Annotated in this window: 11 protein-coding genes and 2 pseudogenes; 7 read left to right on the top strand and 6 right to left on the bottom strand. The window is 54.4% G+C overall.

Features of this window, described 5'->3' with window-relative positions:
- The first annotated feature begins 234 nt into the window (after positions 1-234).
- The 5 genes from adhP to CVV65_RS06115 all read left to right on the top strand — a co-directional run bounded on the left by adhP (position 235) and on the right by CVV65_RS06115 (position 5,651).
- On the top strand, positions 235-1,245 hold the full coding sequence (gene adhP, locus CVV65_RS06135) for an alcohol dehydrogenase AdhP (RefSeq protein ID WP_100667393.1): 1,011 nt from the start codon (positions 235-237) through the stop codon (positions 1,243-1,245).
- A 31-nt stretch (positions 1,246-1,276) separates the two neighbouring features.
- The gene (locus tag CVV65_RS06130; RefSeq protein ID WP_100667392.1) at positions 1,277-1,549 is read left to right on the top strand and encodes a DUF4242 domain-containing protein; all 273 of its coding nucleotides are present in this window, start codon (positions 1,277-1,279) and stop codon (positions 1,547-1,549) included.
- Positions 1,550-1,678: 129 nt separating this feature from the next.
- Positions 1,679-2,827 carry an iron-containing alcohol dehydrogenase gene (locus CVV65_RS06125; RefSeq protein ID WP_100667391.1) on the top strand — a complete coding sequence of 383 codons (1,149 nt, stop codon included), beginning with the start codon at positions 1,679-1,681 and terminating at the stop codon, positions 2,825-2,827.
- Positions 2,828-2,866: 39 nt separating this feature from the next.
- On the top strand, positions 2,867-4,225 hold the full coding sequence (locus CVV65_RS06120) for a sensor histidine kinase (protein WP_100667390.1): 1,359 nt from the start codon (positions 2,867-2,869) through the stop codon (positions 4,223-4,225).
- Positions 4,203-5,651 carry a sigma-54-dependent transcriptional regulator gene (locus CVV65_RS06115; protein WP_100667389.1) on the top strand — a complete coding sequence of 483 codons (1,449 nt, stop codon included), beginning with the start codon at positions 4,203-4,205 and terminating at the stop codon, positions 5,649-5,651. The genes CVV65_RS06120 and CVV65_RS06115 overlap by 23 nt, the downstream gene beginning before the upstream one ends.
- Before the next feature lie 236 nt (positions 5,652-5,887).
- Here CVV65_RS06115 and CVV65_RS06110 read toward each other — a convergent pair whose 3' ends face one another.
- A complete protein-coding gene (locus CVV65_RS06110) occupies positions 5,888-6,892 on the bottom strand; it encodes an HD domain-containing phosphohydrolase (RefSeq protein ID WP_100667388.1) in 1,005 nt (334 codons plus the stop codon).
- 514 nt (positions 6,893-7,406) lie between these two features.
- On the opposite strand from CVV65_RS06110, the gene CVV65_RS06105 reads away from it, so the two are divergent.
- Both CVV65_RS06105 and CVV65_RS06100 read left to right on the top strand, forming a co-directional pair.
- On the top strand, positions 7,407-8,036 hold the full coding sequence (locus CVV65_RS06105; RefSeq protein ID WP_100667387.1) for a class I SAM-dependent methyltransferase: 630 nt from the start codon (positions 7,407-7,409) through the stop codon (positions 8,034-8,036).
- A 725-nt stretch (positions 8,037-8,761) separates the two neighbouring features.
- Positions 8,762-9,763 carry an HD domain-containing phosphohydrolase gene (locus CVV65_RS06100; RefSeq protein WP_198592147.1) on the top strand — a complete coding sequence of 334 codons (1,002 nt, stop codon included), beginning with the start codon at positions 8,762-8,764 and terminating at the stop codon, positions 9,761-9,763.
- Positions 9,764-9,976: 213 nt separating this feature from the next.
- Here CVV65_RS06100 and CVV65_RS06095 read toward each other — a convergent pair.
- The 5 genes and pseudogenes from CVV65_RS06095 to merA all read right to left on the bottom strand — a co-directional run.
- Positions 9,977-10,075, bottom strand: a pseudogene (locus CVV65_RS06095) (YdeI/OmpD-associated family protein); the annotation flags it as partial.
- A gap of 69 nt (positions 10,076-10,144) precedes the next feature.
- Positions 10,145-11,602, bottom strand: coding sequence for a methyltransferase domain-containing protein (locus CVV65_RS06090; protein WP_157935410.1), 1,458 nt, complete (start codon positions 11,600-11,602; stop codon positions 10,145-10,147).
- 273 nt (positions 11,603-11,875) lie between these two features.
- Positions 11,876-11,957: pseudogene (locus CVV65_RS17430) on the bottom strand (transposase); the annotation flags it as partial.
- Positions 11,958-12,105: 148 nt separating this feature from the next.
- Entirely contained in the window at positions 12,106-12,765 is a 660-nt protein-coding gene (locus CVV65_RS06080; RefSeq protein WP_198592146.1) for a haloacid dehalogenase type II, read from the bottom strand.
- 77 nt (positions 12,766-12,842) lie between these two features.
- On the bottom strand, positions 12,843-14,501 hold the full coding sequence (gene merA, locus CVV65_RS06075; protein ID WP_269148836.1) for a mercury(II) reductase: 1,659 nt from the start codon (positions 14,499-14,501) through the stop codon (positions 12,843-12,845).
- Positions 14,502-14,626 lie beyond the last annotated feature (125 nt).

The raw sequence follows: 14,626 nt of genomic DNA, 5'->3' as shown, positions 1-14,626 counted from the left end.
CTTTTGCATACTCTTAGTTCCTTGGCCCATGGGCCCATGAACCGATTCCAAAAAATCGGACCAATGAATCCAAAAAATCGGACTATCCGTCGGATAGATGCCCAAGAGAATATGCCGTATACCCGAAAATACTTCTGTTTTTTGCATCTTTCGGATTGATTCTGACATGGCATCATTTTTGCTGAGCATGAGGGCGTACCACATTTCAATCATTGTAATGGAGGTTGATGGTGGATGAAGGCTGCTGTCGTTCACAGTTTCAGCGAACCGTTACGCATTGAGGACGTGCCGAAGCCCACACCCGGCGAAGGCGAGATTGTCGTAAAGATTGAAGCCTCCGGACTTTGCCACACGGATATCCACGCCGCCCACGGCGACTGGCCGATCAAGCCCAAGCTACCCTTCATTCCCGGTCACGAGGGCGTCGGGATCGTCGAAAGTGTCGGCAAAGGCGTGACCCGAGTCAAAGAAGGGGATCGGGTGGCCATTCCCTGGCTTGGGTATGCCTGCGGTCACTGCAAATACTGCGTAAGCGGATGGGAGACGCTGTGCCAGAGCCAGAAGCAGACCGGATACATCTTGGACGGCGCTTATGCGGAGTATGCCAAGGCGTATGCGGATTATGTCGGAATTGTTCCGAAAGGAGTGGATCCTTTCGACGCGGCACCGCTGACCTGCGCTGGGGTAACCACGTACAAAGCTGTTAAGATGTCGGGCGCTCGACCCTCCTCCCTGGTAGCGGTGTTCGGCATTGGTGGCCTTGGGCACTTGGCCATGCAGTACGCAAAAGTTGCCGGCGCGTCTGTGGTCGCGGTGGATCTGGTGGACGAAAAGTTGGATTTAGCCAAACAGCTCGGGGCGGATTTTGTCATCAACGGAAGAAAACAGGATGCCGTGGCGGAAATCCAGAAACTCGGTGGAGCGGACGCCGCCATCAGCGTGGCGGTGTCGCCGAAGGCCTTTGAGCAAGCATATCAGTGCCTCCATCCCGGCGGTACTGTGGTGTTTGTGGCGCTCCCGGCCGACAACTACGTTCAGATTCCGATTTTCGAAACAGTCCTCAACGCCATCCGGATTCAGGGATCGATTGTGGGAACCCGAGTGGATCTGCAGGAAGTGTTCGACATCCACGCCTCCGGCTTGACAAAAGTGATGTACGAAAAGCGCAACCTGGATGACGTCAACCAATGTTTCCACGAAGTTGAAAGCGCCCAAGCCAAGGCTCGGCTGGTGTTTGAAATCTGACAGCTCCACATTACGCAAAGGGGGAACCAACTTGCCCAAGTTCATCATCGAGCGTTCGATCCCCGGAGCGGGCAAGCTTTCCCGGGAAGAGCTTCACCAAATCGCGAAGAAGTCCAATCAGGTGCTGCAGGATCTGGGCCCAGGTATTCAATGGGTGCACAGTTATGTGACGAATGATAAGCTCTACTGTGTCTACCGAGCACAAACAGAAGAGCAGATCGCTGAACACGCCCGGAAAGGTGGATTCCCAGTCGATCGCATTGAGGTGATTCATGATATTATGGACCCTACAACCGGCGAGTGAAGTCTAAGACTTTATCATATCACGGCCCCTCCATGGGGCCTATTTATGTCGAATCTTTTCGGTATTCAGCTATTTGTTGAACTTTGTTGTATAATCATCGGTAAGACCTTCTGATTGGGAGGGGCCACTTTGCGACTCACGAAGTTTGTCGTTCCGGAGATTATTTTTGGAAATGGGGCTCTTCTGGAAGTCGGACGGGCTGTGATTCGCCTCGGAGGCAGTCGGGCCATGGTGGTGACGGATCCGGGAGTGGTCGAAGCAGGATGGACTAAGAAAGTCACTCAATGTTTGGACGAAGTGGATGTTCCGTGGTCCTTGTGGAGCGCGCTCACCCCAAACCCCAAGGATGTCGAGATCGACAGCGGGGTGAAGCAGTATCTACAAGAGCACTGTGATTGCTTGGTCGCCATTGGAGGGGGCTCGGTCATCGATGCAGCCAAAGCCATAGGAGCCGTGGTCGTACACGGCACCCGGGTACATGAATTCGAAGGGACGGACAGAGTGGGGCACCCGCTCCCTCCGCTCGTGGCTATCCCCACCACGGCCGGCACCGGGGCCGACGTTTCCCAGTTTGCGGTAATCGTAGATACGAGCAGAAGATCCAAGATGGTGATGATCTCAAAGTCATTTATTCCCGACATTTGTCTCAGCGATCCGACCACCTTGATGACAAAGTCAGCCGAACTGACGGCATACACGGGTATCGACGCCTTGACCCACGCCATCGAAGCTTATGTGTCCCGGGCTGCCACTCCTTTGACAGATGGTTACGCACTCCGGGCGATACGGCTGGTCGCCACCTCCCTTCGCCAGTCAGTGGCATCCCGCAGCAACAGCGGGGCCAAGGAGTCCATGATGATGGCGAGCCTGCAGGCGGGAATCGCCTTCTCCAATGCCGTGCTGGGAGCCGTACACGCAATGAGTCACGCCATCGGCGGGATGCTGGATCTGCCTCACGGCCTGATCAACGGAGTCCTGTTGCCCTATGTGACCGAATTCAACCTTCTCGCCTGTCCAGATCGATTCCGGGATGTGGCCGAAGCATTCGGCGAGCACATCGACCACGCCCATCCTATGGAGGCCGCCGAGAAAAGCATACGTGCCATTCAGCGACTGTGTACCGACATCGGTATACCGAGTCGACTTCGCGACTTGGAGATTCCGAGGGAGTTAATCGGCGAATACGCCTCCCGGGCCGTTCAAGACCCGTGTCTGGCCACCAATCCGAGGGACATGTCCCACACAGACCTCTTGGCATTGTTCGAAGCCGCTTGGTAAAATGTCGACCCGGCGTGGCACTCGTGTGGGGAATGGACGGTGAGTGCCTTGACGACACCCGAAAAATTGGATCAGTTACTGGAAAGACTGACGGGGGTTTATTCGTCCAAAAAAACATACTACCGAGAACTTCAGCAGACTGTGTACACCTTGGCCACACGCAATGTCCAGTTGGAATTGCTGAATCGCCTTGTCACCGAGTTTCACGTTCAGGCATCTCCTGTGGAATGGGTGGGATTTCTCGGTTCTCTTTTGGAGGGATGGCCGGGTTTAAACCGCATTATTCTAACTCTGCGAGAAATTGAGGATCAAACGACACTGACGATCTACGATACATCCGGTCGCAACGCCACCATGATACCGGTTCCGGGTGACCGGTGCACGACATTGGACAAAGACTTGCCGAGTGCCGAAGGGCTTGGGGGAGATTTTCGCGCCGAGGGGATCATGGAAGCAGACTTCCTGGCAGCCGAGGACGATCGCTTTTGGTTTCGCCTTTTGGGAAGGGCGAATGCCCGCTTCGGGGCGTTGATCCTTACATTCCACCCCCGATCTACAGCCTGGACGAAAGACGAACAGTTCCTGGCCCGCTTCACCGACCATCTCCAGGTATGCTTAGAAAATGCGCTCTTGTATCGACGGATTCAACGCTACCAACGTGAATTGCGCCAAATCAACCGGTTTGCCATCATGGGCGAAATCGCTGGCGAGGTGGCCCATGAGCTCAATGGCCCTCTCACCATTCTTCTCGGTAATGCTCAGTTGTTGATGAAGCAGTTGGATGAAGGAATGCTGCGGGAATTGGGGGAAGACATTCTGTCGGCCGGACTGCGGTGCAGGGATGCGGTGCAACGCTTGTTGGTGGTGGCCCGGGGCGGAGAGGTTCATCTGCAGCCTGAAGTGACCTCGTTGGAGCGGATCGTCGATGATGCGCTTCAAAGCCTTTATTGCGTGTTCAAAGAGCGGGCCATCGATGTTCGTTTGTTTTTCTCCCAAGGTCCGTTGTACACTTGGGGCGTCTCCTCGGAGTTGGTCCAAATGGTGACTCATCTCCTTTCGAATGCTTGCGATGCCATGCAAGATCAGCCCGTGCGTCGGTTGATCCTATCGGGCAACCGAAAAGACGGGAGCCTCTTGTTGAGATGCAGCGACACCGGGCCCGGAATTGATCCATCCATCTTGCCGGATTTGTTTAAACCATTCATCACCTCCAAGCCTCCCGGGAAGGGCACCGGACTGGGACTGAGCAGCGCTCGGCGCATTGCTCGAAAATACGGTGGGGATGTGCTCCTGGAAAACACGGGCCCCGAGGGCACTGTGTTTTCCGTCCTTCTTCCCGCCGTCCACTCAACCCAGGGAGGTGAGGTGACGCACAATGATCCACGTCCTGGTCGTTGATGACGATCCCGGGATCACCCGTTTTTTCCAACGCTTTTTTGCCCAACGCGGGGTCGCGACGTCTTCAGCACACACCGTGGAAGAGTTTAACCTCCAATTGGAGAAGGAGTTCCATCTCGCATTGGTGGACATTCGTTTCGGCCCGGTGGATGGGGTCCAGCTGATCAACCAGATCACCCGAAAGCACCCCCATTGTGCCGTCATAGCCATCACCGGATACGCCTCGGTGAAGACCGCCGTGCAGGCCATGAAAGCAGGAGCCCGGGATTTTATCGAAAAGCCCTTCACAGATATCGATCAACTGCAGCGCCAACTGGGTGTTTATTTAAAGCAACCCGACCCAAACCGGGACGAGGATGACCCCTGGCCGGATCTGTGTCCGATCCTCCGAAAGATTGGGATGATCTGCTCTGCGAATTCCCCGTTGCTGCCCATTCTGCGAATCGCCATGCGCATCGCCGATTCAGACATCCCGATTCTGATCCTGGGTGAGACCGGGGTGGGAAAAGAGCAGGTGGCGCGGTTTGTGCATGAGGCGAGTTCCCGGCAGAACAACCCCTTCTTGGCCATCAATTGCGCAGCTATTTCCGATACATTGCTGGAAAGTGAACTCTTCGGACACGAAAAGGGGTCGTTCACCGGGGCAACGGAAACCCGTCAGGGACTGCTGGAACTGGCCAACAAAGGGACCCTGCTGCTCGATGAGGTGGCAGACATGCCCGTCCGCCTCCAGACGGTACTGCTTCGGGTTCTGGAACAGAAAGAGTTTTTGCGAGTTGGCGGACGATCGCCCATTCGCAGCGACGCCCGGATCTTGTCCGCCACCAATCGCCCGGTGGATCAATTGGCCGCCGAGGGGACGTTTCGGGAAGATCTTTTGTACCGGTTGGATGGCATTCGTCTGGAAATTCCCCCGCTTCGGTATCGAAAGGACGACATTTTGCTCATGATGAGGGATTTCTTGAAGCGACAGGATTTTCCGGAAGACCACGTGTCACCAGACGTCGAACGGTATTTGACCGCCTACGCCTGGCCGGGAAACGTGCGAGAACTGAATCAGGCCCTTCGCCATGCCATGGCTCTGGCGGGCAAGGGGCCGATCACTCCGGAGCATCTCCCGGCCAGAATTCGGCACGCGGTGGAGGGCTGCAGGCAGGATCCGGATGGTTTCTCCTGGGATCAAGATCTCGATCAACTGACAAAAAGGATCCTTCAGGATTGGCTGCAAAAAAAGGACTGCACGTTGGAGGAACTCGAGCAAACCCTGAAACAATTGAATCGTGAAGTGTTATTCCGGGTTGTGGAACACCTGTGGTTTAAGTACCAAAAAGATAAAAGCAAAGTCTGCAAGGTGTTAGGTATCAACGAGCGCAAGTTCCGTTATATTCTGTATGAACTTCGCCCGGACCGCGGGGACTCACTGTAATTCCGAGGATCATTGGCATACCAAGAGTCCCCGTACGTTGCGGACGCGGACAACTCTCGACATTGTTTCTGCCCGGGAGCGGGCAAATCCGGGCAGACGCGAACCCGGCCGCCACAATTGGGCACCGGGCCCATGCGCCCGGTGTCCACATAAGATTTCCGTGGATCGATGGCCTCATCGTCCTCCCAACCTGCTGCCGTCTGCCTTTCCACCGGCTGCCGGCACGAGAACGACACTCAGCCGTTACCGATAATGCCTGTGGGGATGGCGGGCTGAAGGCGATACAGTTCCTCCACTTCCTTCCAGTGGTCGAGAAGAACGCGAACCATCTTAGGATCGAATTGGCGACCACTTTTGGTGCGCAAATACCTCTGTACCTGAGAGGCAGCCCAGGGAATTTTATAGGGACGGTGCGAAAAAAGGGCATCGGTCACGTCCGCCAGGGCGACGATCCGGGCGCTCTCGGGGATTTCTTCGCCACGGAGACCTTTCGGATATCCGCTGCCATCCACGTGTTCATGGTGACACTGGGCAATCTCCCGAGCCATTAATAGCGCCTCGTTGTAGCCGTAGATTTTCGCCATATTCTCACTGAAACGAGTCAGGAGTTCGGCGCCCTGGGTCGTGTGGGTTTCCACCAACCGCCGTTCCGCCGGGGTCAACGGACCGGGTTTGAACAAGATCTCCCGGGGAATGTACAGCTTTCCCACGTCGTGCAGGACCGATGCCATCCCCAACCACCTCGCCCGGGCCTCCGGCCATCCCAACCATTCCGCGAGGGACCGGGAGAGTCGGCCTACCCGATCCAAGTGCGGCTGCACCGACGGGTCACCGGTTTCAGCCAACTGTGCAATCAGCAAAAATAGCTGTTCGTAGGACTCGGAGATCGCCTGATACCTGAGTTCTTCTAGATCGCGGCACACCGCAAGGTAGTAAACCTGACCGAAAGCGCGCACCGGTGTCACCGTGAGGGAGAAATTCCATAACTCCCCGTCCGCCCGCTCGCAGGTTACGATCCCTTTCCATCCCTGTCCGCGTTCCACGTGTTCGCAGACAGATGCGGAGGTGCCGGGGATCAACCCTTTGGGTTTCGCATAGACCGCTTCCTTACCGGTCAAATCTTTGCACCTGAAGCCACTGGCCCGTTCATACGCCGGGTTCACGGCCAACACCCTGTGACGGGCATCGGCTACAATCACCGGATCATCGAGAAGCATATACGGGTCATACCAGTTTCCCATCTGTTGTTGACCTCCAGTACATCTACTGTTCCCGGCTGTTCAGGTGCGCCGCTACACTTTAAATCGATCTGTCACGTTCTGCAAAGTCGAGGCCGTATTCGACAGAGAGACCGCTGAGGCGGAAACCTGTCTGGGGAACGGAGGAATTGGCGCAGGGTATGGCGGAGAATGGTCAGAGTGGGGGTAAATATAATAAGATCCATATATTGTAATTAATGGGCCACTACCCCCCCCCCCCCCCCCCCCCGCACTATTTACATATATTTCCATATCGTGCGGCTCAGGAAAATGGTCGGAGGTTCCTCGCAGAGTAACTCGAGCCGTGGTCCCCATGAAAGTCCCTCCTCGACAATTCTTGTTTCTTATAGTTTCGTCGCCACGGATAATATTTCCTTCAACAGCTCTCTTGCCGCCGTCCGATCAACCGCCGGAATATTGCCCATGACCGGTCTCGACGCATGTGGTATCCTAGGCTTAAAAATCGAGCCCGTGAGCAACGGAGGTGGGGAGGCATATGCCGGACCTTTCCGATACAATCCGGCGCCGGTATGATCGCATCGCGCCCCTGTTTGACAAGATGGATCGGATGGTGAAGGATAAATACCGGGCCGAACTCCTCGACCAAGTTCGAGGTGAGGTGCTGGAAGTGGGCGTCGGAACCGGGGTGAATCTGCCACTTTATCCGGAAGGGCTCCACGTCACCGCTATCGATTTCAGCCCCCGCATGCTAAGATACGCAGAAGAGCGGGCAAAAAAAAGTCGGGCGAGGGTCCGCTTGCTTCACATGGACGTGCAACATCTACAATTTGAAGATGATACCTTTGACTCCGCGGTATCCACCTGTGTGTTTTGTTCCGTCCCCGACCCTGTGGCAGGCCTTCGCGAAATCCGCCGGGTCCTCAAGCCGGAGGGGCGCCTGTACATGATCGAACACATGCTGAGCGACCACCTTCTCATCGCCCTCCTGCTCCATGTGCTGAATCCCCTCGTCGTCCGAATGGTGGGAGCCAACGTCAACCGCAAAACGATGGAAAATCTCCGATTGGCGGGTTTTTCTATCGATCGCGTGCGGTTAATTGGTTTTGTGGATGTTTTTCGGATGATCGTCGCCTCTCCAAACAAAGCCGATCAGGCTCATGAATAGCCCTGAGCCCGTTCTGTCAACCTCGTATCCAGACGAGCCTTTTTCGATGTCCCTTTTTTCCCCGAACCTTCAGCAAGAATCCCATCGGCATGTTGAGTCCGACATGCCCATTATCTGGGTTATAACGTTCTGGACCCCTATCCGTGCCTGGAATACCTGTTCGAAGAGCATGGCATGGCAAACTGCCCCGTCGGGTTCCCTGGCGGGGTTGCTTGTTGTTTTTTCGGACCGCCTTTGTCATCAATTGATGATCCAACTCCCGACTCCACTTATCAACAGAAACTTGCTCGACTAAAGAAGAAAGCGAGTCCTCGGACATATTACCTTTCTTCATGATTCCTTCTATAAATGTTCATCGATGCGCAGGGTGGCCCCTTGATTGCCCGACGTTCTCACTATAGAGTAAGCGTGAAGTTGGATGTATGGACCAATTCTCTACATCTTATATGATTGGAGGCAATGAAAAACTGTCCGGAATTGGGCGCTTGACGCCCGAATGCTCACGACACCAAGCAAATCCGCGAAACGGCGTCAACGGCGGCCGACCACGCCGAAGGGACCAGCGCCGCCGCCCGACGGACACAGGAACGGTGGAACGGGCTGTCACCCTTTTTGGAGGAATCTTACCCACAGCGGCGTGTGCAAGAAAAAGTTTTTTTGCGGTTGCCCGGCAGGGACAGCGCATGATCTTGAAAGCAACAAGCATCTCAAGGCGGGGAAAACGAATGGCAACTTGGTATGATCCTTATCTGCTTCTCGGGGATCCAGTGATCGTCACCGACGCGGATCACCGAATTCTCACTGTGAACAACGCTTACGAAGAAGCAAGCGGCTATCGGCGCGAGGACATCATCGGCAAAGACGCGGGGTACATCAAATCCGGATTGACGCACCCTTCGGTATACCGGTCGATGAAAGAGTGCCTTGGAAACGCCCAAGTTTGGAAAGGCATCCTCACCAACCGCCGTCCGGACGGCCGTCTCTGGAACTCTTCTTTGACCATCACACCCGTGCATCGTCCTGACGGACTCTATTATCTCGGCGTTTGTCGGGACGTTCAGAACATCACCTCACAGGACATTTCAGATTCCTACCAGCAGTTGTTTTTCCTGATCGCCGAAATTGCCGAAGCCGGGGATCCTTCGGTGGCACCCCACCTGTTCCGGGTGAGACACATTTCTACATTCTTGACCCGATGGCTGGGATGGCCGGAGATTCAGGCGACATGGGTGGGCACAGCCTCGGTCCTGCACGACGTGGGAAAACTGTACATTCCCAGGGAACTTCTGTTCAGGCCGGGTCCCTTGACCCACCAGGAACGGCGCCTGGTCGAGACACACACCACCATGGGGGCTGAACTCCTGATGCGCCTCAATGACAACATGGCCAAAATCTACGGATACAACGAAGCTTTGGTCATGGCCAAGGACATTGCCGAGTGCCACCACGAACATGTGGACGGCGGCTATCCCAATGGCCTTCGAGGCGATGAAATCCCTGAAAGTGCGCGAATTGTGGCTGTCGCAGATGTGACGGACGCACTTTTGTCCCGTCGCCCGTATAAAACCCCTTGGAGCAGCTCAAGTGTCCAGGAGTACTTACGTGAAAAGCGCGGTCGGCAATTCGACCCCGCCATGGTCAATGTCCTTCTCGAGCACTGGGACGACGTCGAACAATTGTACAGTCAGAACGACAAGCGAGACAAGATATCTTCGAGTCCTATGTGAACCATCACCCGATGGTCGCATCATGAGGGGTGGAAGTTTTTCTATACCACAGCCGCACCTGCTTCGGGCCGTGCATGGAAGCCAGGTCAGACGCCATCCATGCGAATCTGTCGGTTGCCACGCAAAAATACTGGCTCTTCGCCGTTTGCGGTGGGTTGAGCTGTGAATGGATTCAAGAGTTGGGATTAAGGGGAAAGCCTCCCTGCGATCGGCTTCTCCTCGTGTTTGCCATGTCTTGGATTGCTTAACCTGAGAAAAATACAGGATGTATGCCCGCTGCCGTCCCGGCGTCAACGCTTCGAAGGCCGTTTTCGCACAGGCATCCTTTCCCTCAGAGAGGGAACTTTAGAAAGTTTACGCCGGAAACGCCCACCCCGAAACCTACTTTCGCACGATTGCCCGAATGAACTGACCAGGATGCATCTCGACAAGACTTTCGGGTGGATACTTTCGGCATACCTCCTCTCCTCTCTTGATGAGTTGCTGGACCATGTCATGACGCGCACGCCATGGAAGCGTTGCCATCTGTTCCTCAAAAACATCGACAATCCCCACAAAAAATTCCACGACCGTGCGCGGTGAAGTATAATGCATTTCCAAGTCGAGGCTTTGAAGATGGACAATCTCATAGTGCGGCTCCATCGCCGATGGGACAGTATCAGGTCCGGGCAGATTGTCCTGATTCCTGGGCGTGCCCCCCGTCTTTAGCAATGGTGCAAACCATTCTAAGAAGAACTCATTCCGAGCGGGAAAATGCAATGGATGCAATGTGATCAATGACCCGCCGGGTTTTAACACCCTGGCGATCTCCCTCAGCGCCTCGTCCATGTCAGTCAGGTGCAGAAAAGCGTATCCAATCACACTGTCAAACGTGTTCGCGGGAAAGGGCAGACGTTCGGCCTTCCCATGGACGACTTCCACCCAATGGGCGTTGTAAGATTCTCGTTTGCGCCTCACCGATGCCAGCATACTTGTGGACGGATCAGTTGCGACCAGACGGCCATCGGGTCCAACCCTTTGGAACAACCCGGCCTCAAATGTCAGTGCACCGGTGCCGCTGCCCAATTCGAGCACAGCCATGCCGGGCTGAATGCCGCTGAGTTCAACCACCGTTTTCCTGTGCTCACATGCAGTTGGAACCAGCGCTTCCATCATGGAAGCGATATCATCCACATGATTGAAATTATTGAGTCGAATCAGCTTGGATCGGGATGTGAAAAACCCGGATTCACGAAATATCCCTTCAATGTAATGCAACATTTCCTTGCCCCGAGAAGTCAGTCGCACAAGGTCGGCAGCAGTGTCGACTTCGACCGCCTCAGCAGAGACGGCGGCTTCAAGCTCCCCACTGAGCGTCTCCGTCCCCCAGGGTCTGTGCAAGTGTCCTCGGACAAAATCATTCGCTTGCATCGAGCCGTAGTACTCCAATGCTTGTAGGTCTTCATATATGACCGTCAGAAGGTAGAACGTCACAAAAACCTTTGGATCGGTTTGAGCGACAAAGTTTTCGGTTAACCTTTCTGCGACTTTTACCATTTCTTCGGTTACATTCAATTGGCCAAGCTCCAGATGACTCAAATACACCGCGGTGCTGGAAACCGTTTCTCGGTAAGCTTCCGCAACTCGGTTCCTGCTGATGGGATAACTCCCGGTAAGAGTGATCCGCCAGTCCGGACGCCAATGCAAATGCGCGAACCTCTCCGCAATCCCCTCAATGTCGCGCTGCAAATGGGTGGGGATTCGATTTTGTCCGTCCCCCCAAGTTAACCAAGGAGCAATGACAACGTCTTGCTTCATCATGTTTTTTGCGAAGTCGACAAATACATCCAAATTCTCCATGCCCCTCACCCCTATCATGTAAATGTCTTCGACTAAACGTGTCTCATTTCCCCCCATCCTCTCTCAGGGAACATCACTCTGACATTTGAATGAGAAATGAGCCTGGCTATCGGTTCCGGTAGACCTTATCGGCCAACACAGCCTCCGGATAGCAGCTGTACCGGTCTCGATAGGCTTCGACCGCGGCCTGCAAGGTATGGCCTTCATGGAACCCGTCCCACGCGAGTTGTTCGATCCGTGCGTACCCATCCACCAGGCGATCACCACTTTTGTGCGCTTCATCTCGGGTTCGCTTGGTGAAGCGCATGTGGAAAGCGAACGCGAGTCGAGCCCGGTCGGATTCCGCCCACTCATGCAAACCAAACCCATGCAAAAGCCGGGAACATCGTCTCATTTCGGCTTAATCGAAACCCAACCTTGAAAAATCCGTTCTTCGACTATCCTATTCTCCTCAGGCACATTTCTTCTCACATACAGGTTCAAAATTTGTACTCTCCATCAACTCAGGAAACTGTGTCCACAAGCTCGAGAAGGTTCCGTACAACGTAATCTGGCCGCACTCCCAACTCTTCATGCGGTTTACCTTGTCGATTGACCCATGCGACAGTGAATCCAAATGCTTTTCCCCCGGCTACATCCCAACCGTTCGACGAGACAAACAGAATTTGCTTTTTGACTACCCCTAATGTCGAAACCGCCAATTCATACACCCGTGGATCCGGTTTGTACGTTTGCAACTCGTCCACACTGAGAATATCGTTAAAATACGTCCGAAGTCCAGTATTCCGAACCACGGTTTCGAGCATGTTCGTAGTCCCATTCGACAAAATCGCCAACTTGTATGGCTGAAAAGCCTTAAGAGCCTGTGGCACTTCAGAATAATGTTCGAGTCGAAGGTAGGCATTCAATAGCCTTTCAACAATGCTATTGTCGAACTTCAACTTCAGTTGATGGAGCGTATACTTCAATGCATCTCGATTAACTTCTTCGAAGTTTGCGTACTGACGCATCAAGGCACGCAGCCAAGTGTATTCAAGCTGTTTCTGTCGCCAGATTTGGCTGATTTGCTCACCGTATCCAGGAAAGGAATCCTCGCATGCATCTACCACGGAATGCACATCAAACAACGTACCATAGGCGTCGAATACAACTGCTTCGATCACCCGAATCCCTCCTTAAGACGCTGTGTCGTTGCTAATGATACCATATTTTTACATTCAACGTCGATGATAGTGTTCCATCATCCAGCGCAGCACGACAGCTTGGACACGTCTTTGTCGAACGTGAGGGCCGCCAGTTTGAGTCCCTCTGCCGTGGTGAGATACGGTGCCATGGTGTTCCGCAGATCCTCAATGGTCAGGCCGAACTTTACAGCAAGAACTGCCGAATAGATGACTTCACCAGCGTTTTCTGCCACCACATGCGCACCGAGAATCTTCCCCGCGTTCGCATCCGCCACAAGTTTGAACACACCTGTTGTCTCGCGATTGACGAGTGCTCTTGGAACGGCATCCAGAGGCAACACCGATGTAATCACCTCGTATCCAGCAGACCTGGCTTGCACTTCTGTGAGCCCGACTGTCGCGATGGCCGGGTTCGTAAACGTCACAGCCGGGACAACAGTCAGATCGACTTTATGACTGCCGCCACCAACCGCATTTTCGGCTGCCACCCATCCCTCATACGCCGCCACGTAGACAAATTGCGGTCCCATGGTGACGTCGCCAGCAGCGTAGATGCGGGGATTGGTCGTCCGCAGGTATTCGTCCACGAGAACCTCGCCACGGTCGCCGACCTTCACGTTTGCAGCCTCGAGATTGAGTGCATCCGTGTTGGGAGTGCGTCCCGCGGCAACAAGAAGCTGCTCGGCCTCAATGATCCGCTCCTTCCCCTCCACCGTAATGTGAACTCGCTTGATGTCGCCCTCCTGCTCAACGCGTTGGAACAAGGCGCCCGGGATCAGTTGAATGCTTTGTTCAGTCAAAGCCTGTGTGACAGCTTCCGAAATTTCGGGATCGAAATCTTTGAGGATCCGATTGCTTCGCTGGACAAGCGTCACTTCGGTGCCAAGGTTATGGAAAAGCTGGCCCAGCTCCATTGCGATATAGCCGGAACCGATCACCGCAAGACGTTTTGGCACTTCCTGAAGCTCCAGTGCCGTGGTGCTTGTGAGATAGTCCACGTCTTTGAGTCCCGGAATATCCGGAACTGCCGGCGAAGCTCCTGTGGCAATAAGAAAGTTCCGGGCCGTGATCGGTCGCCCACCCACTTCTACCGTCCCTTCATTCACGAATCGGGCCTCTCCCCGGATGAGTTCAAAACCATAATCATCGATTAGATCAATATACTTGTGCTGGCGCAGTTCCTCGACGAGCTCGTTCTTCTGAGCGATCAATGCCTTCAAGTCCACTGGCCCGGCGTATGTTTGCAGTCCGGCAAATGAATGCTTTCCTGCCAGACGTTTGATCTCTCCAGCGCACAGCAGGGTTTTCGACGGCACGCAACCGATGTTCACGCAGGTTCCACCAATGGTGCCGCGTTCGATCATGCCCACCTTCGCACCGCGAGAAACGGCCTGGATCGCTGCCGAGAATGCGGCACCACCGGATCCGATGATAAGAAGATCATACTCGTCGCCACCGGTCCCATCGAGTTCCGAACCGCTTGCCATACGATTGAGAATCTCTGCGTCACCGGGTTCATAACCGATCTCGGTTACTGCTCGTTTTGCCGCCTCAATACCGGGCGCATCATCAACCTCAAATATCGCCTCTCCACGGCGAAAGTTGACGGATATCCTCTCAGCCCCAGCACTATCCAGGGCTTTGTGCACGTGTTCCGCGCAACCTGTACAAGTCATTCCTCGCACAGCAAGTCGTACCCGCAATTTATCACTCACGAATTCGGAACCCCTCTCTGTCGCAAAACTATGGAATCCAACTGACACACGGCAACCAGTAAAAAACCAGATAGATACCCGTAGCCAGAGTAATGAAGCAACTGGAGTTGTCCCGGGTTTCGTGG

The organism is Kyrpidia spormannii (assembly GCF_002804065.1).
GTDB classification, from domain to species: domain Bacteria; phylum Bacillota; class Bacilli; order Kyrpidiales; family Kyrpidiaceae; genus Kyrpidia; species Kyrpidia spormannii.
Note: the sequence above shows the minus strand (reverse complement) of the source record. Positions and strands in the feature narration are given on the sequence as shown.

Excerpts from the sequence above, each read along its gene's own strand:
- adhP (WP_100667393.1), top strand. The coding sequence starts at position 235 with ATGAAGGCTGCTGTCGTTCACAGTTTCAGCGAACCGTTACGCATTGAG.
- CVV65_RS06115 (WP_100667389.1), top strand. The coding sequence starts at position 4,203 with ATGATCCACGTCCTGGTCGTTGATGACGATCCCGGGATCACCCGTTTT.
- CVV65_RS06110 (WP_100667388.1), bottom strand. The coding sequence starts at position 6,892 with ATGGGAAACTGGTATGACCCGTATATGCTTCTCGATGATCCGGTGATT.
- CVV65_RS06105 (WP_100667387.1), top strand. The coding sequence starts at position 7,407 with ATGCCGGACCTTTCCGATACAATCCGGCGCCGGTATGATCGCATCGCG.
- CVV65_RS06100 (WP_198592147.1), top strand. The coding sequence starts at position 8,762 with ATGGCAACTTGGTATGATCCTTATCTGCTTCTCGGGGATCCAGTGATC.
- CVV65_RS06090 (WP_157935410.1), bottom strand. The coding sequence starts at position 11,602 with ATGGAGAATTTGGATGTATTTGTCGACTTCGCAAAAAACATGATGAAG.